The following is a 24,491-nucleotide window of genomic DNA, read 5'->3' on the forward strand; positions in this document are numbered from 1 at the left end:
GCAAGCTCGCCTGCCCGTCCCGCCCCCTCTCACACAACGGTGTGACGTACGCCTCGACGGGTGTGGAAAGCCCCCTCGAACGTTCCACGGTCTCCCCGCGTCCTAGGGCGTGTCGCGAAAGCAGCGTCTGGCTCGCGACGTCTGGCACGGCGCCTCGCCGCGTTGTCGGGATCGCCCGCGTACAACCAGTACGCGGGCGACCCTCCGCCGCGCGATGCACCGCACCAGACGCCGCGAGCCCCGCCCTGCGGGCGGACGACGCTGCTTTCGCGACACGCCCTGGGAGAAACGTGGTGGAGGGGGTGGCGTGTGCTGCGCGGAAGAGGGCGGCGCGTGCAGGGGGCGCGCGCGGACGACGACCCGCTGGACGCGGCGCAGGAACGCCGGGTGCGGGCGGTGCTCGCGCTGGGCGGGGTTCCGCAGTCGGACCTGCCGGACGGGGTGCAGCAGGTCCGGCTGCGGCTGCTGGAGCGGGCGGCGAAAGGGTACGAGGCGCCGCGGGACGTCTCCGCCTGGGCGGCCGTCGTCGCCTCCAACCTGGCCATGGACTGGCACCGGGCCAAGCGCCGGCAGGAACGCGTCGGCGAGCGCCTGGCGTCCCTGCGCCAGCACGAGCACCCCTCCGGCGAGGAGACCAGCGTGCTCTCCCTCGCCGTCGCCCGTGGTCTGGACGAGCTGCCCGACGCCCAGCGTCAGGTCCTCGTCCTGCGTTTCTACGCCGATCTGCCGGTGCGCTCCATCGCCCTTGAGCTGGGCGTCCCGGAGGGCACGGTCAAGAGCCGCCTGCACACGGCGGTCCGGGCCCTGCGCGCCCGCCTGCACGAGGACGAGGTGGTGTGACATGAGCACCGGACACGAGAGCGAAGAGACCTTCGGCGAAGGCGGAGCCGATGTCGACGGCTACGACGGCTGCGACGGACACGACGGCCACGAGGGCACGGACCCCCTGATGGCCGCGATCCTGGGCGCCCCCCTGCCCGAGGAGTCCCGCGCCGACCCCGCCTTCCTGGCCGCGCACCGGGCGGCGACGGCGGACCTGGCGGTGCTGCGCGAGCAACTGGGCGTCATCGCGGACACCCTGACCCGGCCCGCCGAGCGCACGGAGGACACGCTCACGTCCGGGCCCGCCCCGGTACTGAGGCCGCGCCCCGTCCGCCGGCGTGCTGTGCGCGCCCTCGCCCTCGCCGCCGCCGGTGCGATCGTCGCCGGGGCCGGGTGGCTGGTCGTGCAGGTGGGTGCGGGGGTGAGCACGCTCAGCTCGGCGAAGAGCGCCGACAGCGGCGCGGCCGACACCACGGCCGAGGGCGAGGCGGACGCGGCCGAGCCCGGCGCGAGGTCGACCGGCAGCCCGCTGGGCGACCCGGGCTACCTCGCCTGCGCCCGCTTCGTCGTCGAGGGGGAGGTGACGGACGTCGTCCCGGTCGCCGGCACCGGAGGGGAGCGGGTCACGCTGCGGGTGACCCGCTCCTACCTGCCGGGGCGGTCGGCGGCGGGCGAGGTGGACGTCGTGCTGGCGCCGGACATGGACCCGCTCGTCGCCGAGGGCGACCACGTCCTGGCCGGCCAGGCGCGGGACTCGGCGTCGCCGGAGGTGTGGGCGGTCGGCGCGGCGGACATCGCCGCCGAGCGGGCGGCGATCGAACGCACGCTGCCCCGCACCGACGGGGTGAGCTGCGGATGACGAAGGGGCGGGCGCCCTCACGGACGCCCGCCCCTCACACTGTGCCGTCACACGCCGGGTGCGGTTACGGCACGACCTTCTCGATCGCCACGCTGCCCGTGCCCGCTACCGTGCCGCGCGCGTTCTTCAGCTGGACCTGGCCGAAGAACGCCCGGCCCTCCGGTGCGGGGGCCAGGGCGGTGACGGTCGCGGAGACCGTCGCCGTGGCGCCCGTGGCCAGCTTCACCGGCGTCGCCCCGTCGACGGCGACGGTGCCGAGCGCCGAGGAGAAGAACACGTCCAGGTAGTCGTAGGCCGTGGTGCCGGCCGGGACCGAGTAGCCGGCGACCTCGATGGTGTACGTGCCGGCGGCGGGCGACGGGATGGAGACCGCCTCCTCCGAGTCGCCGTCGGCCTGCTGCGCGACCTGGTTGCCGGCGGCGTCGAACACCGTCAGGTCGAGGTCGGCGGAGGCGTCGGAGACCTTGCCGATGGAGACGTCCAGGGACTTGGCACCCGCGGGCACCTCGACCGTGGTGGTGTGCGTCTCGTGGTTGGCGATGGTCGGCCGGGCCGCCTTGGAGGAGCCCAGCGGGCCGCCCACCGGCGTGCCCTCGAACGCGGCGAAGTTGTTCTTCACCTTCCAGGAGACGGCGGCCGGCGCGCCGACCTTCGCCTCGGGCACGGTCACGGTCGCCGGGTCGAACGTGGCGCCGAAGACGGTGACGTCCAGCTGGTAGGGGTTGTCGAGCAGCGGCGAGGTGCGGCGCGACTCGACCTCGATCTCCCAGACGCCCGGCTGCGGGTCGGCGTAGGAGCGGGCGTCCGGCTTGCAGCCGTTGCCGGCGAGGTAGTTGTTGTAGCAGTAGATGGTGGCGCTGTCCTCGACGGCGACACCGTACGGGTGGATCGAGATGAACCGGGTCTGGCTCTTGTCCTTCAGACCGCCGATCGCGACCTCCAGGGAGGTGGCGCCCTCGGGCACGGTCAGGAAGTAGTGCTCCGAGCTGTTGCGCTGCACGCTGCTCTTCGCGGTGAAGGTGTGCGCCACCGGCGTGGCGGCGACGACCGTGTTGAGGATCTGCTTGTCGACGCCCTCGGTCGCCGGGTCGTCGACCTCGAGGATCGCGCTCTTGATGCCGACGGCCTTCGCCCTGGCCTGGATCTGGACGGTCACCGGCTTGTTCAGCGGCAGCGTCACCTCGTCCGGGCCGAGGATCTTGAAGGTGTGGTCCGCGTTGTTCTTCAGGTCGAGGCTGTGGCGGATCGCCTTGTCGGCGCCGGTGGTGCGGGTGATGGTGACGTCGTAGACCCTCTTCTCACCGGTCTTCAGGCCGCCCTCGCGGTCGTAGATGCCGGTGCCGAAGCCGGGGGTCTTCAGCGCGGCGTCGATCGCGGTGTCGACGGGGGCCTTGACCGTGTACTCGTGGGCGGTGGCGCCGTCCTCGATGGCGTCCCAGGCGTCCACGATGTCGATGGCGCCCGCGCCCTCCTCGTAGGCCTGGAGGTCCTTGATGTGGTGGGCGGTCGAGGTGAGCGCCGTGCGCAGGTCGGCGGGCGTCAGCTTGATGCCCTTCGCCTTGGCGGCGCTCAGCAGCAGCGCCGAGGCGCCGGCGGCCTGCGGGGAGGCCATCGAGGTGCCCTGGAGCATGGCGTAGCCGGCCGGCAGGGTGTAGCCCGACTCGGCGACCGGGGCGCCCGGCAGCCAGGTCTGGATGGTGTTGATCGCGGCGCCGGGCGCGACGAGGGTCGGCGTGAAGCCGCCGTCCTCACGCGGGCCGCGCGAGGAGAACGGCAGCAGCGCGTACTTCTTGTCGACCTGCGAGCCGTAGTTGGCGGCCCAGGTCTTCTGGGAGATGGCCGCGCCGACGGAGATGACCTTGTCGGCCAGGCCGGGGTCGCCGATGGTGTTGGCGCCGGGGCCCTCGTTGCCCGCGGAGATCACGAGCTGGACGCCGTAGGTGTCGATGAGGCGCGTGTAGAGCTCGGCGCGCGCGTTGTTGCCGTCGTTGAGCGCCGGCAGGCCGCCGATCGACATGTTGACGATGTCGACGCCGCGGTTGACGACGAGGTCGATCATGCCCTCGGTGAGCGCGACGTTGGTGCAGCCGGGGCCGAAGACGCAGGCGCGGGAGGAGACGATCTTCGCGCCGGGGGCGGCGCCGTTCATCTTCCCGCCGAACAGGCTGTTGGCGGCGGTGATGCCGGCGACGTGGGTGCCGTGCTCGCTGGAGATCATGCCGATGTTGACGAAGTCGGCCTTCTTGCCGACCCAGTCCCCGCCGTACGGGTCCATCGGAACGTCCTTGCGGATCTCCACCACGAACGGGATCCGCTCGGCGACGTCGGTCGCCGGGTTGTCGGTGCCGAAGTAGCCGACCTGGAAGCCGTTCTTGTACGGCTTCATCGCGGTGTCGTCGGTGAAGTCGCCGTTGTTGTTCAGGTCGACGGTGACCGTGCCGGCGGCGGCGTTGTAGAGCACGCCCCAGGCGTCGGTCTTGTCGCCGTCGCGGTTGACGTCGCCCTGCTGGTCGCCGCCGGCGGTGGCCGACTCGCGGAACAGGTTGACGGAGTACGTCCCGGCCGGCGCGGTCCAGGTGCGGCCGCCGTAGACGAAGCTCGGGCCGGAGACGGTGTTCGTCATCGGGCGCCAGCTGAGGTCGTTGTCGGCGATCGGGTCGGTGGAGGTGACCCAGTCGACGATCTTGCGCTCGCCGGTGGTGGTCTTCTGCAGCGCGGGGTGCGAGAGGTCGACGCCGGAGTCCAGGACGCCGATGGTGACGCCGCGGCCGTCCCACTGCGCGTGGTCGTCGACGAAGTCGACGGCGCCCGTCTCGAAGGACGGGTTGTACGGGTTCTCGGCGGGCGTCTGCTTGCCCGGCGCCGGGTACGGCTTGGGGGCCTTGGCGGCGCTCGCGCCCTTCGCGGTGTCCGCGGCGGGCGTCGGGTCGTCGAGGACGATGTCCTTCTTGAGGTCGATCGCGTGCACCGAGGACAGCTTCCCGGCGGCGGCGATCACCGAGTCCGCCTTGGCCGTGGGCACGGTGGCGCGGACGTAGCCGAGCTTGTCGTAGGAGCGGCCCACGGAGGCGCCGTCGACGGCGTCCAGCTTCTCGGCGACCTGCTCGGTGCTGCCGGGAGCGGTCGCGACCATCAGCGTGACGTTCTTGTCGCCGGCGGCCTTGGCTTCGGCGAGGAGGTCGGCGTCGTCGGAGCCGAGCTTGTCGGCGGCCGACTTCACGCCCGGGTCGGCGGCGGCCGAGGGCTGGTCGGCGGAGAAGGCCAGGGGTATCGGCCCGGCGGCCGACAGCGCGGCCACCAGACCCGCGGCCACGGCAATGCGGGCCGCGCGTCTTGCGCCCGGTATCGGTTCGCGCTGGGGGGTGTGGGTCATCGGCATCCCTTGTCGGTAAGGAACGATCAGCGCGCGACCAGGTCCGTTCCCCGTCCGGTCGCGCACGTCCGGAAGGCGATCCCGGACGAGCACGCAGCTTTACGCAAGGGATGGATGTTTGGGGAGAGTTGACCGAATCGATATGGACGTATGGGGAAAACCCCCGATGGCCATTGCGGAGATGAGCGCCGAAAGCGGATGAAACGCCCCATGACGGCTTTAAGGTTCGCCGGAGACGCTTGCCCGCGCCAAGTCACGCCCGTGGAGCGTCCGTTCGCCGGCGTATGGGTAACCTCCCCCGATGCGCGAGAAGTTGAGGGTGGCGGCCTACGCCGTCTGCGTCCGTGACGGCCGGCTCCTGCTCGCCCGCTCACCGGCCCCCGGCGGCACCTACGAGTGGGTGCTCCCCGGCGGCGGGATGGAGCACGGCGAGGACCCGTACGACACCGTCGTGCGCGAACTGGAGGAGGAGACCGGGTACCGCATCGAGGTGACGGGCCTGCTCGGCGTCGACTCCGTCCGCCATGTCCTGCGCGGTGAACGGCTGCGCGCTCCCGTCGACCACCACGGCGTGCGCATCGTCTACGAGGGCCGGATCGTCGGAGGGGAGCTGCGCGACGAGATCGGCGGCTCCACCGACACGGCCGCCTGGCACGACCTGGCCGACGTGCCCGCCCTCACCCGGGTGCCGCTGATCGACACGGCGCTGCGCCTGTGGCGGGAACGCCCGGCGAACGGACGGCTGTCCGCGACGCCCGTGGTGTGAGCCGCACCGGACGGGCCGGTGACACGAAGAGGGGCCGCCGGCCTGAGGGGCGCGAACTCCCTCGGCCCGGCGGCCCCTCCTCTCCCCTCCTGCTGTCGGCTCCGCCGCCCCACTACTGGGGCAGTACCACGACGTACGCGGCCGGATCGCGGTCCCCCGAGGCCATCAGGGCAGTGCGCACCACCGCCGCCTGCTGCTCCATGCACTCCCGCAGCTTCCTCGGCGTGATGTGCACGACGGTGATGCCGAGCCGCTCCAGGTGCTCGCGCTTGCGCGCGTACTCCGACCACATCGCCTCGTCCTCCTGCCCGGCGTCGGGCCCGTCGTCCGGCCGGCGCCGGGGCCGGGGCGCGCGGGTGTCCAGCTCCACCGCCACCGCCTGCTCCGGCCAGTACGCGTCCACCCCGCCGAGGTGCGGGCCGCCCGGCAGCCGCAGGTCCACGTTCCACACCGGGTCCGGCAGACCGTGGTGGCGCACCATCGCGTACAGGCGGTCCTCCGCGATCGACCGCCCCTCGGCCAGCAGCGCGTCCACCGCGGCCACCACGTGCGGCCGGCCCAGCAGCTTCGCCAGCTTCAACTCACGTACCACCGCGGCCGGTTCGCAGTACCCCCCGCGCACCGCGTCGGACAGCAGCCGCCGGACCGCCCCCGCGTCCGTCAACCCCGCCACCGCGTCCGCCAGCGCGCGCGGCACCGGCGCCACCGGGAGCCCGGTGGCCTCCTCGGCGACGGGCAGGTCCGGCGTGCGCAGGACGCGGGCGCAGCCCGCCGAGCGCAGCCGCCGCCGGCAGGGGACCAGGACGTCGATCCGCTCCAGGGAGGGCAGCGGGGGCGCGGAGGGGAAGCCGTGCAGCGTCAGCGCCGCCAGGCCCGTGATCATCGCCTCCGCGTACACCGGGCGGTGCGGCTCCCCGGCGCCCGGCTGTGCCGGCACCCCGGAGGGCGACGTCTCGCGGGCCGCGTACAGCAGCACCGAGTGCAGCCGCTCCTCGCTGGTCGGCGGTCCGGGGTGGAGCAGGAACACGCCCGGCAGGAGCTGCTGCCAGGGGCCGCCGGCGCGGCACTGCTCGCCCGCCGCGGCGGGGGAGACGCCGTGCGCGCGGAGCTGGGCCGTCGTCATGACCCGGCGCTGGACGTCCGAGAGGTGACGCAGGGGGCGGGGGGAGGCCGGGGGGAGGGGGGTGTTGTGGTTCATGCCTGGGAGGTTCCCGCGTCCGATCCGCCCTGTAACCGCTGTTACACGCTCGTCGACAAATGAGGACAAGCCCGCACTAAAGGACGGGTGTTCGGATGCCGAGTAGGCACCGGAAACCCCTGGTCCGCACGACGGGAGCCAGGGGTTACGGGTCGGATTGCCTGAATTCCGTAACGGTCACGGACCGCCGGATCTCAGGCCAGAGCTCGGGCTTCCATGGCAGCCCCCCGGGCGTCAGCCCGTACCGGCCTCGGCGGCCGCGTCACAGGCCTGCCCGCGCAGCGCCCGCGCCAGGTCGTCCCGCGCCTCCAGCACCAGCCGGCGCAGCGCCGGCGGCGCCGACTCGTGCGCCGCGAGCCACGCCTCCGTCGCCTCCAGCGTGCCGGGGGAGTCCTGGAGGTCCGGGAAGAGCCCCCTGACCACGTGCATCGCGATCTGGATGGACCGCTCCTCCCAGATCCGCTCGATCACCTCGAAGTACCTCGGCGCGTACGGCGCGAGCAGCTCCCGCTGCGAGGGCTGCGCGAAGCCCGCGATCGTCGCCTCCACCAGCGCGTTGGACAGCGCGTCCGACTCCACGAGCTGCGCCCACGCCTGCGCCTTGACCGCCGCCGAGGGGCGGGCGGCCAGGCAGCGGACCTGGTGCCGCTTGCCCGACGCCGTGTCGTCGCGGGCCAGTTCGGCGGCGAGCACGCCCTCGTCCACGACGCCGTGCGCGGCCAGCGGCTCCAGGAACGCCCAGCGCAGCTCCTGGTCCACGTCCAGGCCGTCGATCTTCGCGGTGCCGTCCAGCAGCCCCCGCAGCAGCTCGAAGTCCTCCCCCGAGGAGGCCACCGACGCCCAGAACCGGGCCCACGCCAGCTGGTGTTCGCCGCCCGGCCCGGCCGACCGCAGCTCGGCCAGCGCGCCCTCGGCCAGCAGCCGCTCGCCGACCGGCCGCCACGCGGGGCTCACGTAGTGCACGAGGGCCGAGCCGGCCCAGGCGTGCAGCATCTGGAGCACCCCGATGTCGGACTCGCGCCCCGCGAACCGCAGCACCAGGTCCACGAAGTCCCGCGCCGGCAACAGCGCGTCCCGGGTCAGGTTCCACAGCGCGGACCAGCACAGGGCGCGCGCCAGCGGGTCGGTGACGTCCCCGAGGTGGGCCTTGAGGGTCGCCAGCGAGGTGTCGTCGAAGCGGATCTTGCAGTACGTCAGGTCCTCGTCGTTGACCAGGACCAGCTCCGGCGCGTCCGCGCTCGCCAGCTCCGTCACCAGCGTGCGCGGACCGTCGACGTCCGCCTCGGCGCGGGCGTACCGCTCCAGCCGGCCCTCCCGCAGGCGGTACAGGCCGATCGCCACCCGGTGCGGGCGCAGCTCGGGATGGGATTCGGCGGCCTCCTGGAGCACCGCCAGCTCGTCGATCCGCCCCGAGGCGTCCAGCAGCACCTGTGGGGTCAGCGAGTTGACGCCGGCCGTCTGGAGCCAGGACCGCGCCCACGCGCCCATGTCCCGCCCGCTGGTCTCGGCCAGCACCGACAGCAGGTCCCCCAGGCGTGTGTTGCCGTACGCGTGCCGCTTGAAGTAGCGCCGGGCGCCCTCCAGGAAGGCGTCCTGCCCGACGTAGGCCACGAGCTGCTTCAGGACGGACGCGCCCTTGGCGTAGGTGATGCCGTCGAAGTTGAGCTTGGCGTCCTGGAGGTCGCGGATGTCGGCGGTGATCGGATGGGTGGACGGCAGCTGGTCGGCGCGGTAGGCCCAGGCCTTGCGGCGGTTGGCGAAGGTGATCCAGCCGTCGGTGAAGCGGGTCGCCCCGACCATCGAGAAGGAGCCCATGAAGTCGGCGAACGACTCCTTCAGCCACAGGTCGTCCCACCACTGCATGGTGACCAGGTCGCCGAACCACATGTGCGCCATCTCGTGCAGGATGACGTTGGCCCGCGCCTCGTACGACGTCCGCGTCACCTTGCCCCGGAAGATGTACTCCTCGCGGAAGGTCACCAGTCCCGGGTTCTCCATCGCGCCGAGGTTGTACTCGGGAACGAACGCCTGGTCGTACTTGCCGAAGGGGTACGGGTAGTCGACGTGGTCGTGGAAGAAGTCCAGGCCCTGCTTGGTGATCTCGAAGACGTCGTCGGCGTCGAAGTACGGCGCGAGGCCCTTGCGGCACAGCGCGCCGAGGGGGATCTCCAAGCGGGTGCCGTCCTCGAACGTCCGCTCGTAGCGATCCGTGACGTAGTGGTACGGGCCCGCCACCACGCAGGTGATGTAGGTCGAGATCGGCTTCGTCTCGGCGAACCGCCACACCCCGTCGGCGCGCTCGCCCACGCCGTTGCTCCACACCACCCAGTCCTCGGGCGCGCGCACCTCGAAGCGGAACGGCGCTTTCAGGTCGGGCTGTTCGAAGGTGGTGAGGACCCGGCGGGAGTCGGCCGGCTCGTACTGCGTGTAGAGGTAGACCTCGCCGTCCTCGGGGTCGACGAAGCGGTGCAGGCCCTCGCCGGTGCGGGAGTACGCGCACTGCGCGTCGACGACCAGCTCGTTCTCCGCGGCCAGGTCCTCCAGCAGGATGCGGGAGCCGTCGAAGACCTCGCCGGGGTCCAGATCGCGCCCGTTGAGGGTGACGGCGGTCACGCTCGGGGCGACCAGGTCGGCGAAGCTCGACGCGCCCGGCTCGTTGCAGCGGAAGCGGATCGTGGTGACGGAGCGGAAGGTGCGCGGACCCTCCCCGGCCCCCTCGCCGCCTCCCGCCGGGTCGTTCACCGCCGAGCGCACGTCGAGGGACACGTCGTACCCGTCGACGGACAGCAGGGCGGCCCGCTCCCGGGCCTCGTCGCGGGACAGGTTCTCACCGGGCACGGGCGGTACTCCCTCGGGCGTTGACGCAAGTCGCAGGACAGCACCGATCCTGCCATGCGCCCCTGACCGGGAACACCGGGGAATGACCTGCCCGGGCGGCGCGTTCCACCCCCAAACGCTTCCTGCCGAGGAGAGACATGTCCGAGAGCGCCACCGCCGGCAAGACCCCCGTCGACTTCTGGTTCGACCCGCTGTGCCCCTGGGCCTGGATGACCTCCCGCTGGGTCCTGGAAGTGGAGAAGGTCCGGGACATCGAGGTGCGCTGGCATGTGATGAGCCTCGCCGTCCTCAACGAGGACAAGCTCGACGAACTTCCCGAGGAATACCGCGAGATGCTCGCCACCAAGGCGTGGAAGCCGATCCGTGTGGTGACCGCCGCCTGGCAGAAGCACGGTGCCGACGTCCTCGGCCCGCTCTACACCGCGCTCGGCACCCGCTTCCACAACAACGGTGAGGGCCCCACCCTGGAGGCCGTCGCCGGCGCGCTGGCCGACGCGGGACTGCCCGCCGACCTCATCGACTACGCCGACCAGGAGGACTTCGAGTTCGACGCCGAGCTGCGCGCCTCCCACAAGGAGGGCATAGAGAAGGTCGGCCAGGACGTCGGCACCCCGGTCATCGCGGTGCCCGGCCCCGACGGCGAGCAGATCGCGTTCTTCGGCCCGGTCGTCACCCCCACCCCCCAGGGCGAGGAGGCCGCCCGCCTGTGGGACGGCACCCTCGCGGTCGCCTCCGTCCCCGGCTTCTACGAGCTCAAGCGGAGCCGGACGAAGGGCCCGGACTTCAGCAACCTGTGAGGTGCGGCCCGCCGGGTCATGACGGGGCCTGAGACGGGAGACCCCCGCGAGTCACGTCCTCGCGGGGGGTCTCCTTCTTTCCGCCGCCGCCGTGAAGGGTGAGAAGACGATCACGAGGCAGGGCGTCTCGCACAGCTTGTTGCGAGCAGCTTGCAACTGCACGGTAGCAACAAACAGTGCGGCGCGAACAGCGTCCGGCGATCGCGCCCGCCGCCGACGGGGAAGACAGGCGAGGCCCCCATGCCGGTCGCACGGGGGCCTCGCGGGTCGGGCAGGAGGCGTCAGGGCGCGGGGCGCCTGCGCTGCCAGAGGTAGCCGGCCACCGCCAGCAACGCCGTCATCGCCCCCGTCGAGTACAGCTGCACGCGCGTGTTCGGCTCCCGGGCCATCAGCACCAGCACCGCCGCCATACCCGCCAGCGAGACCCAGGTCAGCACCGGGAACGCCCACATCCGCACCGTCAGCCGCTCCGGCGCCTCCCGCTCCAGCCGGCCGCGCAGCCGCAGCTGGGAGACGGCGACGAACGCCCACACGACCAGGATCACCGCGCCGATCATGTTCAGCAGCCAGGGGAAGACGTCGTCGGGCCGCCAGTAGCTGAGCAGCACGCACACGAACCCGAACGCGCACGAGGCGAGGACGCCGACCCGCGGCACCCCGCCTGAGACCCGCCCCAGCGCCTTCGGGCCCTGCCCGCGCCGCACCAGCGAGTAGGCGATCCGCGAGGCGCCGTAGACGTTGGCGTTCATCGCCGACAGCAGGGCGGCCAGGACCACGACCTTCATCAGCTGACCGGCGCCCGGGATGCCCAGCTGGTCCAGGGCGGCGACGTAGGGGCCTTCCTTTGCGACCTTCGGGTCGTTCCACGGGACGAGGGTGACGACGACCGCCATCGAGCCGACGTAGAACAGCGCGATGCGCCACATCGCCGTGCGGACCGCGCTCGCCACCCCGCGCACCGGATCGGGCGACTCGGCGGCGGCGATGGTGACCGTCTCCAGACCGCCGTAGGCGAAGACCGAGGCGAGCAGGCCCACGACCAGGCCCTCACCGCCGTTGGGGAAGAAGTCGGCGAGATGCGCGGTCCCCGGGGAGTCCGTGCCCGGCAGGACCCCGGCGATCGCCAGCACGCCCAGCACCAGGAACAGGGTGATCGCACCGACCTTGAGGGCCGCGAACCAGAACTCGAACTCGCCGAAGTTCTTCACCGCGGCCAGGTTCGCCCCGCAGAAGACCGCCATGAACAGCGCCACCCACGCCCACTGCGGCGTGCCCGGCAGCCAGCCGGTGACGATCTCCGCCGCGCCGATGCCCTCCAGGCCGACGGCCGTGCACAGCAGCACCCAGAACGACCACCCGGAGGTGAAGCCCGCCCACGGCCCGATCGCCCGCTCGGCGTGCGCCGAGAAGGAACCCGACGACGGGTACGCGGCCGACATCTCGCCCAGCATCCGCATCACCAGCATCACCAGCAGGCCGGAGAGGGTGTAGGCGAGGACGATCGAGGGGCCGGCGGCGGCGATGCCCTCGCCGGAACCGACGAACAGTCCGGCGCCGATGACCCCGCCGAGGGCGATCATCGACAGGTGGCGCTGTTTCAGGCCGTGGGACAGGGCGGCGTCCGACTCCGGGGGAGCGTCGGCGGTGGTGCTGGGCATGGGCGCGACTCGTCCAATGCTCGGAGGACAAAAAACGCCGCCAGTCTGGTCGGCCCCCGCGCACCGGCGCAGGGGCCGACCACTATCCGGACATCTGCCGGACCGACCGTGTCTACGCCGCTACGGTCGCCGCCTCCCGGGCCACCGGAGCCGGCCCGGGAGCGGCCACGGGCGTGTAGTGCGCCGCGTCTCCCTCCACCGACCTGCTCTTCCCGCCGTCGACGCCCACCGGGACGTCCCCGGCGAGGGTCACCCGGTGCAGCCGGCGCGGCTGCCCGTCGTAGTTGTCGACGGCGTAGTGCTGGGTGATGCGGTTGTCGAAGATCACCAGCTGGTTCGGCGACCAGCGGTGACGCAGGACGTTCTCCGGGCGGGTCACGTACGACTGGAGCAGGTCCAGGATCTTGCGGGACTCGCCCACCGACAGGCCGACGATCCGCTGAGCGAACCCGCCGATGAACAGCCCCCGTTCACCGGATGGGGGTCCCCCCGACTCGAGCGAAGCCGAGAGGTGGGGGAGGGTGGACCCGCACCACGGGATGGGTGGTGCGGTACTTGATCGAGGTGAACCGGGCGCGCTGGGCGGCCTGTTCCTCGTCGACCGCCTCGTCCGGGACGGCGTAGTCGTAGTCGTTGGTGTGCTCCGCCCACAGGCCGTCCGCCAGTCGGCGCAGCGGTTCGGGCAGGTCGCGGTAGGCGGCGGCCGAGCTGGCGATCAGGGTCTCGCCGCCGTACGGCGGGACGGTGATGCTGCGCAGCGTGGTGGCCTGCGGCGGATTGAGCACGAAGGTGACGTCGGTGTGCCAGTGGTTGGCGCGGCCCCGCTCGCTGTCCACGGGCAGCACGTTCGGCGAGCCCTCCACCGCGCCGACCGTCGGATGGGCGGTGGTCAGGTCGCCGAAGTGGCGGACGAACGCCTGGTGGCCCTCGTCGTCGAGGTTCACGTCGTCGAAGACCAGCGCCTTGTGGACGTTGAGGGCCTCGCGGACGGCGGCGACGCTCTCCTCATCCAGGGGGGGGAGATGTCGATGCCAAAGACGCGGGCGCCGATGTTCGCGGTGACCTTGGTGATCCGGATGTCGCTCACAGGGGTGTCCTTTCAGACCAGGGCGGGGGTGTGGACGTGCTGGTTGGCGGGGCGGGGCAGGCCGTAGCGCTCCCGCAGGGTGTGGCGGCCGTCGTACTCCGTGCGGAGCAGGCCGCGGGCGCGCAGGATCGGGACGACGTGGTCGACGAAGGCCTCCAGACCGGAGGGCAGGACCGCGGGCATGATGTTGAAGCCGTCGGCGGCGCCCTGGGTGAACCAGGTCTCGATCGTGTCGGCGACCTGCTCGGGCGTCCCTGCGACGGTGAGGTGACCTCGGCCGCCGCCGAGCCGCCCGATCAGCTGCCGCACGGTGAGCCGCTCGCGTCGGGCCAGAGCGACGACGAGCGTGTAGCGGCTCTTGGCGCCTTCGACGGCGTCCTCGGACGGCAGGCCGGCGGGCAGCTCGGCGTCCAGCTCCAGCGTCCCCGGCTCGAGTTGGAGCAACTGCTCCAGCCGCCGGACGCCGTGCTCGTGGACGATGTGGTCCTCCAGCAGCCGCTCGTTCGCCTCCGCTTCGGCCTGCGTCGAGCCGAGCACCGGCACGATCCCGGGCAGCACCTTGATGTGCTCGGGGTCCCGGCCGGCCGCCGCCGTGAGCGACTTGAGGCCGGCGTAGAAGGCCCGCGCGTCCTCGACGGTCTGCTGGGCGGTGAAGACGGCCTCCGCGTAGCGGGCCGCGAACGCCTTCCCGTCCTGCGAGGACCCGGCCTGCACCAGCAGCGGGTACCCCTGCGGCGAGCGGGGGACGTTGAGGGCGCCCTCGACGCTGAAGTACCGGCCCTTGTGCCGGGGCGGATGGATCTTCGCGTCGTCGCCCCACACGCCGGCCGCCTTGTCGGCGACGATCGCGTCGTCCTCCCAGCTGTCCCACAGCTTCAGCGCCACGTCGAGGAACTCGGCGGCGCGGGCGTACCGCTCGGCGTGCGCGGGCTCGGCGTCGAGCCCGAAGTTGCGGGCGGCCTCGGCGCCCGCGGTGGTGACGATGTTCCAGCCGGCCCGGCCGCCGCTGACGATGTCCAGCGAGGCGAACTTGCGGGCCAGGTTGTAGGGGGAGTTGTAGGAGGTGGACGCGGTCGCGATCAGGCCGATGTGCTCGGTCGCCGTGGCCAGCGCGGTCAGCAGCGTGAGCGGCTCCAGCGCGCCGGCCGGACGCTGGGCGATGTCGCCCCACAGTTGCGGTCCGTCGGCGAGGAAGAGGGAGTCGAAGGTGCCGCGTTCGGCGGTTCTGGCGAGCCTGACGTAGTGGCCCAGCTCGACGTGGGCGTACGGGTCGCTCTCGGGGAGCCGCCAGGAGGCCTCGTGGTGGCCGGTGTTCATCAGGAAGGCGTTGAGGTGCAGTCGCCGGGTCATGGATGTCCCTTGCTCTGGACAGGGGGAGGACTTCTGAAGTTCCGGCCGGGCTGTCCAGCCCGGCCGGGGGCGCCCCCTCTGGGGGAAGTCGAGGACGAGGCCCGTTCAGGGCCGAAGCGGGGGCGTGGGGGCGGCAGCCCCCGCAGGGCGGCCACCCGGGCCGCCGGTCAGGCGATGTCCTCGGTGACGCCCAGCGCCGCCAGCAGCCGCTCGCGGTACTCCCCGAGCAGCGGGTCCCGGTACGAGCGCGGGTGCGGGCGGTCGACGGTCAGGTCGACGCCGATCCGGCCGTGCTCCAGGACGAGGACCCGGTCGGCGAGCACGATCGCCTCGTCCACGTCATGGGTGACCAGCAGCACCGAGGGCCGGTGGTGCTCCCACAGCTCGCGCAGCAGGGTGTGCATCCTGATCCGGGTGAGCGCGTCGAGCGCGCCGAACGGTTCGTCGGCGAGGAGCAGTTCGGGCTCGCGCACCAGGGAGCGGGCCAGCGCCGCCCGCTGCGCCTCGCCGCCGGACAGCTCGTTCGGCCAGGCCCGCTCGCGTCCCGCGAGGCCGACCTCGGCGAGCGCGGCGCGGCCCCTGGCCTCGGCGTCCTTGCCGTCGAGGCCGAGGAGCACGTTGGGCAGCACCCGCCGCCAGGGCAGCAGCCGGGAGTCCTGGAAGACGACCGACACCCTTTCGGGCGCGCTCAGCTGCCCGCTGCCGGTGACCTCGTGGTCGAGTCCCGCGACCGCCCGCAGCAGGGTGGACTTGCCGGAGCCGCTGTGCCCGAGCAGGGCGACGAACTGTCCGGCGGGGATGTCCAGGTCGATGCCGTCCAGGACGGTCCGTCCGTCGAAGGAGCGGGTGAGCCCGCTCAACCGGACGGCGGGACGGGTCAGTTGCTCAGTGTGCGGCGCCACGACAGCACCCTCCGTTCGACGATGCGGACCGCGCTGTCGGAGACCAGGCCGAAGATTCCGTAGACGACCAGGCCGACGAGGATGACGTCCGACTGGCCGTAGTTCGTGGCCTGGAACATCATGTAGCCGAGGCCGCTGGTGGCGTTGATCTGCTCCAGGACCACCAGTCCCAGCCACGAGCCGGTCACGCCGAGCCGCAGCCCGACGAAGAAGCCGGGCAGGGCGCCGGGGATCACGATCTGCCGGATGAACCGGAGCCTGGACAGCCCCTGCACCTCGGCGAGTTCGACGAACCGGTGGTCGATGCCGGCCAGCGCGGAATGCGTGTTGAGGTAGATCGGGACGTAGACGACGATGGCGATGATCGCGATCTTGAAGGTTTCGCCGATGCCCAGCCAGAGGATGAACAGCGGGATCAGACCGAGGGTCGGGATGGCCCGGTTGAGGTTGACCGTCCCGTCGATCAGCGCCTCCCCGGTGCGGGAGAGCCCGGAGACGAGCGCGAGCGTCACGCCGGCGGCCAGGCCGATCGCGAAACCGGAGCCGGCCCGTTGCAGCGAGGTGAGGATGTCGGTGGTCAGCGTCCCCTCGGTCCACAGCCGGACGCCGGTCTCCACCACCGTCCAGGGCGCGGGGATCGCCGCGGGGTCGAGCCGTCCGGCGGCGGACGCGGCGGCCCACAGTGCGAGCAGCAGCAGCGGGCCGGTGAGCCGGGCGGCGGGGAGCTGTTTTCCGGGCGCGAGCCTTCGGCGGCGTTCCCGGGGGCGCTCGTCGGAGACGGCGGCGGGGGTGGCCGTGTGCAGTGTGGTGGCGGTCATGGCGGTCACTTCCGGTACTCGGCCGGCACGGACTGGGCGGCGATGTGTTCGAAGCGGTGGTCGAAGAGCTCGGCGACGTCGAACTTCTTCACGAACCCGCCCTCGGCGAGCAGATCCGCGGTCTCCTGCTCCCACTTGATCGCCTCGCTCCAACTGGGCGAAAAGAGAGGCTTGTTGGCGAGCGCGGTGATGTCCTTGGCCTGTTCCGGGCTCAGGTTCTGCGTCTTGACGTAGAACTCCTCGTTCCAGACGTCGGGGTTCTCCCACTGCCAGACCAGGCCCTTGGCCCACTGCGGGATGTACGCGGCGATCGCGGCGGCCTTGGCCGGGTCGTTCAGCACGGACACCGGCGCCCACAGCAGGTTGAGCAGGTCGACGACGTCGGTGGCGATGGTGTGGGCGCCCTTCGCCCCGTACTGCTTCAGATAGGCCGGGGCCTGGCTGTTGGCCAGCGGCGCGATGTCCACCTGGCCGGACTGCAGCGCGGTGAGGAACTGGTTGCTGGTCAGCGGCACGAGGTCCACGTCGTCGTACTTCAGGCCCGCCTTCTTCAGCGCCCGCAGCAGGACGACCCCCTGCGCCTGGCCCTGCGAGAACGCCAGCTTGCGGCCCTTGAAGTCCGCGACGCTCCCGATGTCGCTGCCGGGCCTGGTGGCGAAGAGGTAGTTCGGCTTGCGCGTGAGGTTGATCGCGACGATCTTCGCGTCGAAGCCCTGGTAGTGCGCCTGGATCGGCGGGATGCCCGCGTTGTTGGCGAGGTCCAGGGACTTCGAGCGGAACGCGTTGATGACGTCGGGACCGGCGCCGATGTTCAGCCAGCTCGACACCTTGAACGGCAGCTCGGGCAGTCTCGCCAGCTTGAACTGGAGCTGCTGGACGTTCTGGAAGGAGCTGATCTTCAGGCTGGTGCCGGCGGGCACCGTGGCCGGGATCGCGGCGGTGGAGGCGGCCTCGGACCCGGCGGCCGCGCTGCTCTCGGCGCATCCGCTCAGTCCGGCGGCAGCGGCGGTGGCGCCGAGCAGGGAAGTGAGGAAGAGACGCCGGTCGAGGCCGGACGCACGGGAAACGGGCATGGAAGGACCCCCAGGGGAAAACAGCGGAAAGGCAGGGACACCGCAGGTGGAATTCCGGACGCGAAAGAGCCCGGTGAAATAATTCACACAACCTTGATCAGGCGTGGATTCCCGCGCCGCGAGGCGGGAAGAAGGCGCGCTCCCGGCGCGCCGGGAGCGTCAGCGACAGAGGGTGCGACAGCTCATGGGAAAGATGTTCCTGTCCGGGTGCGAACCCTGTCAACATTCGGAGTTTCTGAATTAAGTCGATCCGGCTCAGGCGGCCGGCCGCAGCCGGGCGGAGACCGCCAGCGGATCCCGGTAGAGCACGTCGAGAGCCACCGCGCCGCCCGCCACCGCGAGCACCGAGTCCGGGAAGCTGCTCGGCGCGACCGACGCCGCCCGGTCCGGCCCGACCTCCTCCCGCACCGCGGCCAGGCAGTCCTCCCGGTGCAGCGCGCCCACCTCGGTGACGACCACCCTCTCCGGGTTGAGCACGTCCATGAGCAGCGCCGCGGCCCGCCCCACCAGCCGTGCCCGCCCCACCAGCAGCCGCACGGCCACCGGGTCCCCGTCGGCTGCCGCGGCGACCACGTGCATCGGGTTGTCCCCGTCGATCACCCCTGCCTCCCGGGCCCGCCGGCACAGCGTCCGCTCGCTCAGCTCCACCTGGAGGCAGCCCACCCGGCCGCACTCGCACGGCTCGTCGCCCCCCGCCAGCGGCAGATGCGCGATGGCGCCGGCCTGCGAGCGCGGTCCGTGGTGCACCTCGTCATGGGTGGCGAACGCCGCGTCGACGACGTTGCCGGCGAACAGGTGCAGCACACTGCGCCCGCCGCCCGCCCGCCCGAACAGCCGCTCGGCGTTCACCAGTGCGCGCGCGTGCCCGTCCACCTGGACCGGCAGCCCCACACGGGCGCGGAACGCCTCCCGCACCGGCACGTCCCGCCAGCCCAGCAGCGGATGCTCGACCACGGTCCCCGAGTCCCGGTCGACCCAGCCGCCCACGGCCACGCCCACCCCGAGCGCCCGGCCCCCGGGCGCCTCGCCGAGCAGAGCGTTCAGCCCGTCGGCGGCCCGCGCCAGCACCGCGCCGGGCTCGGCGCCCCCGCGCCCCTCGTGCCGCAGCTCGCGCCGTGCCACCACCCGCCCGCGCAGATCCAGCAGCGCGACCGTCGTGTACGGCACCGCCACGTGCACCCCGCCCACCATGAACCGCGAGTCGTCCAGATCCACGGGGACGTGCGGACGGCCCACCCCGTTGCTGCGCCGCAGCACGGCCGACTCCCGGATCAGCCCCAGCTCCGACAGACGCGCGCAGTGGTCGGTGACGGACGCCGGGGACAGCCCGGTCACCCGCGCGATGGTGCTGCGCGCCACCGGCCCGTGCTCCAGCACCGACCGCAGGACCACACTGGCGCTGGTCCGCCGCCGGTCGCTGTCCGCGACACGGGAGACGGGGGAGGGCGGGGCTCCGGCGAACGAAGGAGACGTCGTCAGGGGAGAAACAGCGGTACGGGGCATGGAGAACTTCCTCGGGGCCGGTCCGACACTGCGCCTGCGCTGAGGAGGCGCCACGGATCGGCTCCGCCCGCCTCACATTCGCCGGCGACAGGCGGCCGTGCCCACGCGTCGCAGGTCGACATGGCGACGCGACGAGAAGTTGAGGGACTGGGCGACCATGCGCCAGAAGCTAGCAAAGCCGTCCACGGCTGCCCAGACGGTGACCGACGGGCGAGACGGGCCCGGTCCACGCCCGCGCCACGATTGGTGGAACCCTACAGACGTGCGTCACCGGCTCCCCGTAGCCCGTGCCACGTCACCTCAGTGACCGGAGTCACGTCCGTACGGGTGTAACCCCCATCCTTTGTCCGGAGCCCACCAAGCCGCCGATCATCCGTTTGTCGACCACTGACGGTGAGCGGACCGCTCCCGCTGGGATAGCGTCGCCGTGTCCCCGAACCGTCCACGTCCCGCGGAGCCCCCATGAGCATCGCCGCCACCACCGTCCGCCCCGGACAGGTCCTCGCCGACCTCCTCCCGGCCTCCCGTGTCCGGGACGCCGCGCTCGTGCTCGGCGGCGCCGCGCTCACCGGCCTCGCGGCCCAGATCGCCGTCCCCGTGCCCGGCTCCCCGGTGCCGGTGACCGGCCAGACCTTCGCCGCCCTGCTCGTCGGGACCACCCTGGGGGCCGGGCGCGGCTTCCTCGCCCTCGCCCTCTACGCCGTGGCCGGCGTCGCGGGCGTCCCCTGGTTCGCCGAAGCCGGCTCCGGCGCGGGCGCGGTGTCCTTCGGCTACGTCCTGGGCATGCTCCTCGCCTCCACCGTCGTCGGCGCCCTGGCGCGGCGCGGCGCGGACCGCGGCGTGTGGCGCATGGCGGGCGCCATGCTGATCGGCGAGGCGATCATCTACGCCGTCGGCGTCCCGTACCTGGCCTACGCGGCCGACATCTCCGCCTCCGCCGCGATCGCGGCCGGCCTCACCCCGTTCCTGATCGGCGACGCCCTCAAGGCCGCGCTGGCGATGGGCCTGCTGCCGACCGCCTGGAAGTTCGCGAACCGCTGAGCGACGGCCGGTCCGACTCCGGCGCCGACACCGGAAGAGGCCCGCTCGGGGCAGACCACCTGCCCCGAGCGGGCCTCTTCCGTGCGCCGTGGGAGAGGGCCACGGCGCACTCTCCGTATCAGGCCTCGCGCCCTGGCGGACGCCGCCGTGACCACCGCAGTCCGGCCGCGCCGACCACGATCAGCGCCGCCCCGGCCGCGCACCACGGCAGGACGGCCGGCCCGGTCCGGGGTAGTTCGTCGCCGCCCGGCGCCGCCGGCGTGTTGTCCGTGCCGAGCAGCAGGGGCGTCGCGGGCGCGTTCGGCGACGGGTTCGTCGTACCGAACGGCACCGGGCCCTGCTGCCAGAACGTCTTCGCCCCGTCGGCGCTCTGGACGGGCAGGCAGATCCTCCCCTTCCGGCCCGTGTCGAAGGTCGCGCCGACCGCGTACGACTTCGACGCGCCGGCGGCGAGTTCACCGACCGGGCAGGCGAAACCGCTGTTCGCGCCCTCGGGGAGATCCTTCCGCGTGATCGCGGAGCACCCCGCCACGTTCTTCACCGTCAGCCCGTCGAACCCGACGACCAGCAGTCTGACGTCGCCGCTCCCGTTGGTCCCCTCGTTGCGCAACGTGGCGGTGATCACCGTTTCGTGCGAGGCGTTGTCGACCGAGATCCGCTCCGGCAGCAGCGTGCTCATCTTCACGCCCGCGGGCGCCGCGTCGACGGCCTTCCCCCCTTTGCCGGACCCGGGCCCCGGGTCGCCCGCGGCGGCGGGCAGGGCCAGAATCATCACCGCCGAGAAAGACGCCGCGATCAGCGATCCGGCGATGGTCGTCGTACCACGAGAACTCATGTTCGTCCCCCTTGGCTGCGCCTGAATTCGCAGTACTTGAAGAGGTACCACAAGATTTCTCCGCACTATGCTGGTACGCCACCAAGTGTGACCATTGTGTTCCAGGGGTCTGGCAATGGAGGGGGTGCAGCGAATTGCCGGGGAGCGCGGGGAACCCAGGAATTCCGGAAAACGCTGGGAACACGGGGAAAGGCGGTGTCCAGGGTTTTGTCGTGGCGGGCCGGTACCGGTTGGCCGAAGTGATCGGGCAGGGGGGAATGGGGCGGGTGTGGCGCGCCGCCGACGAGATGCTCGACCGGGTGGTCGCGGTGAAGGAGATGCGCATCGACGGCCTCGACGCCGAGGACGGCCGCACCCGCCGTGAACGCGCCCTGCGCGAGGCCCGCGCCACCGCACGCATCGACCACCCCGGTGTCGTACGGATCTACGACGTCGTCGACGAGGGCGAACGCCTCTGGATCGTCATGGAGTTGGTCGCCGGACGCTCCCTGGAGCGCCTCACCGCCGAGGAGGGCCCGCTCGGCCCCAGGGAGACGGCCCGGATCGGCCTCGGTCTGATCGCCGCGCTGCGCCAGGTGCACGCGCGGGGCGTCCTGCACCGTGACATCAAACCGGGCAACGTCCTCCTGGACGACGGCGGGCGGCGCGTGGTCCTCACCGACTTCGGCATCGCCGCGATCCAGGACGCCAAGGCGCTCACCATGGTGGGCATGCTGGTCGGCTCCCCCGACTACATGGCTCCCGAGCGGGTCTCGGGCAGGCCCCAGGGCGCGGCCTCGGACGTCTGGTCGCTGGGCGCCACCCTCTGCGCCGCCCTGGCCGGGCACTCCCCCTTCTCCCGCGGCACCACCCTCGCGACCCTCCACGCCGTGCTCTACGAGGAACCCGAACTCCCCTCCGGTGCGGGCCCGTTGCGCGAGATCCTCACAGCGGCGCTGCGCAAGGAGCCGTCGCTGCGCGCCGACCTGGACGCCCTGGAGACCGCCCTGCGCCCGGTGGCCTTCCCCGCTCCGACCCCGACCCTGCCCGCGCACCCGGCCGGGACGCCCGCCGCCGGGGTGGACGGGGCGGATCGGGCACGCGTCGCGACGGAACGCGGGCCGGCCCCGCCCACGGTCGCCCGTCCGGATCCGTCGGCGCCGGCCGGGTCCACCGGCCCCGCCCGGCGCCGCCGCACGGTGCGGTGGGCCGCGGTGGGCGCCGTGGCCGTGAGCGTGGCCGGCGCAGTGGTGTGGGCCGCGATGTCCGCGGGCGGGGCCGGAGCCGACGGGACCGGCGCCTCGCCGCGGCCGAGCCCCGCGGTCACGGCTTCCGGCACGACGAACGGCCCCAGCGCCACTGCGGTCCCCGGCGGTTCCTCGCCCACCGTGGCGGGGACGTACCGGCCGCCGAGTCTGCCGCCGGGCGCGCACCAGGAGGCCGGCGGGTACGCGTGGGCGACGCCCCGGGGATGGCGGCGGGACCTGAAGACGGGAGCGGAGGTGCACTACACCTCCCCGGACGGCACGCAGGAGCTCGTCGCCAAGTCCTCCCTGGCCCGGGGCGATCTGATGGAGACCTGGCGGACCTCCGAGAGGAACGCCCGCCAGGGCCGGGGCTACCGCAAGATCCGTCTGGAGGAGGCGACGTTCCGGGGCCGGCCGGCGGTCGTGTGGGAGTACGCCTTCACCCTCGGCGGCGTCCCCTGGCACGCCGTCCTGCTGGGCTTCACCCAGGACGGGACGACGTACCAGGTCGACACCTGGTACCAGCCGGCCGTGGAGACGAGCGCGCTGCGGATCTACGAGAGGGTCAAGGACAGCTTCACCGTGCTCTGAACGCGCGAAGGGGCCCGCACGGGCGGGCCCCTTCGACGGTCCGGTGGGACGGACGTACGGCTACTTCTCGACCGGGACGGTGTCCTCCGCGACGGCCGGAACCGCGGCGGCGGTCTTGCCCTTCACCTTCTCCTTCACGAAGGCGATGGCGATCACGACCGCCGCGACGAGCAGCGACAGCAGCACGGTCTCCCGGCCGTCGTGCTCGGTGTCGGTGAGCATGTAGCCGAGCACGAACACGATCAGCGCGGCCGCCGCCCAGGTCAGGTACGGGTACAGCCACATCCGCACGACCAGCTTCTCCGGGGACTCCGCCTGGATGATCTTCCGCATGCGCAGCTGCGAGAAGCAGATCACCAGCCACACGAACAGCGCGACCGCGCCGCTGGAGTTGACCAGGAAGAGGAACACGGAGTCCGGGAACTTGTAGTTGAAGAAGACCGCGACGAACCCGAACACCACGGAGGAGATGATCGCCGCCATCGGCACGCCACGGCTGTTCGTCCGCGCGAACGCCTTGGGCGCGTCGCCGCGACGGCCGAGCGAGAACGCCATCCGGGAAGCGGTGTAGAGACCGGAGTTCAGGCAGGACAGCACCGAGGTCAGCACGATGAAGTTCATGATCTGACCGGCGTTGCCGATGCCGAGGGAGTCCAGGGCGGCGACGTAGGAGCCCTTCTCCTTGATGGAGGGATCGTTCCACGGCAGCAGCGCGACGACGACGAAGATCGAGCCGAGGTAGAAGACGCCGATACGCCAGATGATGCTGTTGGTGGACTTCGTCACCGCGCGCTGCGGGTCCTCGGACTCGCCGGCGGCCAGCGTCGCGATCTCACTGCCCATGAAGGAGAAGACGACGAGCAGCACACCGGTGAGAATCGCGCCCGGTCCGTTGGGCAGGAAGCCGCCGTGCTCGGTGAGGTTGCCGATGCCGGCCTTGTCGCTGTCGACGCCGGGCAGCAGGCCGAAGACGGCGAGCCCGCCGACGACGATGAAGGCGCCGATGGCGACGACCTTGATGCCGGCGAACCAGAACTCGAACTCGCCGTAGGAGCCCACGGAGACCAGGTTGGTGGCGGTCAGGACCACCATCACGATCAGCGCCCACCCCCACTGGGGCACCGCCGGTATCCAGCCCTCGAGGATCTCCGCGCCCGCCGTCGCCTCCACGGCGAGGACGACGACCCAGAAGAACCAGTACAGCCAGCCGATGGAGAAGCCGGCCCAGGAACCGAGCGCGCGGTCGGCGTGCGCGGAGAAGGAGCCGGACGTCGGGTTGGCCGCGGACATCTCACCGAGCATCCGCATCACCAGCACCACGAGCGTGCCGACGAGGGCGTACGAAAGGAGGATGCCGGGCCCGGCGGTGGCGATGCCCGTCTTGGATCCTACGAACAGTCCGGCACCGATGACGCCGCCGATGGCGATCATCGAAAGATGGCGGTTCTTGAGGCCCGCCTGCAGACCGGGCCCGGGTTCTTCAGGGCCTCCGGGGCCGTTTTCGGCCTTCGTCAGAGTCGGCTGCGAAGTCATGGAACGGGGTTTCCTTTGCGCCGCGGGGTGTGACTCCCGTACGAGCGGATGTACGGGCCGTACAAGGGGGTGTACGAGCCGGTCCAGTGAATCCGAGGCATTCGGATTCGGGAACCTTTGAATCCGGATCGTTACTTGAGGTTTTCCTGAGGTTCCAATGGGGCACGTAGGTTTTTCGGGCCCGACACCCCGCGCTGCTACCCCGCAACACGCGTGTCACA

At 72.1% G+C, this 24,491-nt stretch carries 17 protein-coding genes and 1 pseudogene; 6 read left to right on the forward strand and 12 right to left on the reverse strand.

What is annotated here, in order from left to right; translation table 11 throughout:
- Positions 1-309 precede the first annotated feature (309 nt).
- Both EV567_RS01625 and EV567_RS01630 read left to right on the forward strand, forming a co-directional pair.
- Entirely contained in the window at positions 310-840 is a 531-nt protein-coding gene (locus EV567_RS01625; protein ID WP_130436750.1) for a sigma-70 family RNA polymerase sigma factor, read from the forward strand.
- Position 841: 1 nt separating this feature from the next.
- Positions 842-1,681 (forward strand): hypothetical protein, encoded by an 840-nt coding sequence (locus tag EV567_RS01630; protein ID WP_130436751.1) that lies wholly within the window; start codon positions 842-844, stop codon positions 1,679-1,681.
- 64 nt (positions 1,682-1,745) lie between these two features.
- On the opposite strand, the gene EV567_RS01635 is transcribed toward EV567_RS01630, so the two are convergent.
- Positions 1,746-5,054 carry a S8 family serine peptidase gene (locus tag EV567_RS01635; protein ID WP_130436752.1) on the reverse strand — a complete coding sequence of 1,103 codons (3,309 nt, stop codon included), beginning with the start codon at positions 5,052-5,054 and terminating at the stop codon, positions 1,746-1,748.
- Positions 5,055-5,355: 301 nt separating this feature from the next.
- Between EV567_RS01635 and EV567_RS01640 the strand changes: the two genes are divergently transcribed.
- Positions 5,356-5,820, forward strand: coding sequence for an NUDIX hydrolase (locus EV567_RS01640; RefSeq protein ID WP_207228648.1), 465 nt, complete (start codon positions 5,356-5,358; stop codon positions 5,818-5,820).
- A 112-nt stretch (positions 5,821-5,932) separates the two neighbouring features.
- Here EV567_RS01640 and EV567_RS01645 read toward each other — a convergent pair whose 3' ends face one another.
- Together EV567_RS01645 and pepN are read right to left on the reverse strand one after the other, a co-directional pair.
- Positions 5,933-7,018: a hypothetical protein gene (locus EV567_RS01645; protein ID WP_130436753.1), complete on the reverse strand. Its 1,086-nt coding sequence runs from the start codon at positions 7,016-7,018 to the stop codon at positions 5,933-5,935.
- Between the two features lie 234 nt (positions 7,019-7,252).
- The gene (gene pepN, locus EV567_RS01650) at positions 7,253-9,856 is read right to left on the reverse strand and encodes an aminopeptidase N (RefSeq protein ID WP_130436754.1); all 2,604 of its coding nucleotides are present in this window, start codon (positions 9,854-9,856) and stop codon (positions 7,253-7,255) included.
- A gap of 137 nt (positions 9,857-9,993) precedes the next feature.
- On the opposite strand from pepN, the gene EV567_RS01655 reads away from it, so the two are divergent.
- Positions 9,994-10,653 (forward strand): DsbA family protein, encoded by a 660-nt coding sequence (locus EV567_RS01655; protein WP_130436755.1) that lies wholly within the window; start codon positions 9,994-9,996, stop codon positions 10,651-10,653.
- Positions 10,654-10,934: 281 nt separating this feature from the next.
- Here the strand turns inward: EV567_RS01655 and EV567_RS01660 are convergent, their stop codons facing one another.
- From EV567_RS01660 to EV567_RS01690, 7 genes and pseudogenes are all read right to left on the reverse strand, one after another.
- Positions 10,935-12,311: an amino acid permease gene (locus tag EV567_RS01660; protein WP_130436756.1), complete on the reverse strand. Its 1,377-nt coding sequence runs from the start codon at positions 12,309-12,311 to the stop codon at positions 10,935-10,937.
- A gap of 112 nt (positions 12,312-12,423) precedes the next feature.
- Positions 12,424-13,398, reverse strand: a pseudogene (locus tag EV567_RS01665) (TauD/TfdA dioxygenase family protein).
- 12 nt (positions 13,399-13,410) lie between these two features.
- Positions 13,411-14,748, reverse strand: a complete 1,338-nt coding sequence (locus EV567_RS01670; RefSeq protein WP_130436757.1) for an LLM class flavin-dependent oxidoreductase — start codon at positions 14,746-14,748, stop codon at positions 13,411-13,413.
- A 167-nt stretch (positions 14,749-14,915) separates the two neighbouring features.
- Positions 14,916-15,650, reverse strand: a complete 735-nt coding sequence (locus tag EV567_RS01675; RefSeq protein ID WP_130436758.1) for an ABC transporter ATP-binding protein — start codon at positions 15,648-15,650, stop codon at positions 14,916-14,918.
- Positions 15,626-16,468 carry an ABC transporter permease gene (locus EV567_RS01680; protein ID WP_130436759.1) on the reverse strand — a complete coding sequence of 281 codons (843 nt, stop codon included), beginning with the start codon at positions 16,466-16,468 and terminating at the stop codon, positions 15,626-15,628. Before EV567_RS01680 ends, EV567_RS01675 begins: the two co-directional genes overlap by 25 nt.
- Positions 16,469-16,473: 5 nt before the next feature.
- On the reverse strand, positions 16,474-17,541 hold the full coding sequence (locus EV567_RS01685) for an ABC transporter substrate-binding protein (RefSeq protein ID WP_130436760.1): 1,068 nt from the start codon (positions 17,539-17,541) through the stop codon (positions 16,474-16,476).
- 255 nt (positions 17,542-17,796) lie between these two features.
- Positions 17,797-19,044 carry an ROK family transcriptional regulator gene (locus EV567_RS01690; protein WP_130436761.1) on the reverse strand — a complete coding sequence of 416 codons (1,248 nt, stop codon included), beginning with the start codon at positions 19,042-19,044 and terminating at the stop codon, positions 17,797-17,799.
- A gap of 462 nt (positions 19,045-19,506) precedes the next feature.
- Here EV567_RS01690 and EV567_RS01695 point away from each other — a divergent pair, with 462 nt between their 5' ends.
- Complete coding sequence (locus tag EV567_RS01695) at positions 19,507-20,085, forward strand: biotin transporter BioY (RefSeq protein ID WP_130436762.1); 579 nt, start codon at positions 19,507-19,509, stop codon at positions 20,083-20,085.
- Positions 20,086-20,203: 118 nt separating this feature from the next.
- Here EV567_RS01695 and EV567_RS01700 read toward each other — a convergent pair whose 3' ends face one another.
- The gene (locus EV567_RS01700) at positions 20,204-20,920 is read right to left on the reverse strand and encodes a hypothetical protein (RefSeq protein WP_130436763.1); all 717 of its coding nucleotides are present in this window, start codon (positions 20,918-20,920) and stop codon (positions 20,204-20,206) included.
- A 257-nt stretch (positions 20,921-21,177) separates the two neighbouring features.
- Between EV567_RS01700 and EV567_RS01705 the strand changes: the two genes are divergently transcribed.
- Complete coding sequence (locus EV567_RS01705; RefSeq protein WP_242620680.1) at positions 21,178-22,737, forward strand: serine/threonine-protein kinase; 1,560 nt, start codon at positions 21,178-21,180, stop codon at positions 22,735-22,737.
- 60 nt (positions 22,738-22,797) lie between these two features.
- On the opposite strand, the gene EV567_RS01710 is transcribed toward EV567_RS01705, so the two are convergent.
- Positions 22,798-24,270 carry an amino acid permease gene (locus EV567_RS01710; RefSeq protein ID WP_130436765.1) on the reverse strand — a complete coding sequence of 491 codons (1,473 nt, stop codon included), beginning with the start codon at positions 24,268-24,270 and terminating at the stop codon, positions 22,798-22,800.
- Between the last annotated feature and the right edge of the window lie 221 nt (positions 24,271-24,491).

Origin of the sequence: Streptomyces sp. BK239 (assembly GCF_004217285.1) — a bacterium.
Classification (GTDB): domain Bacteria; phylum Actinomycetota; class Actinomycetes; order Streptomycetales; family Streptomycetaceae; genus Streptomyces.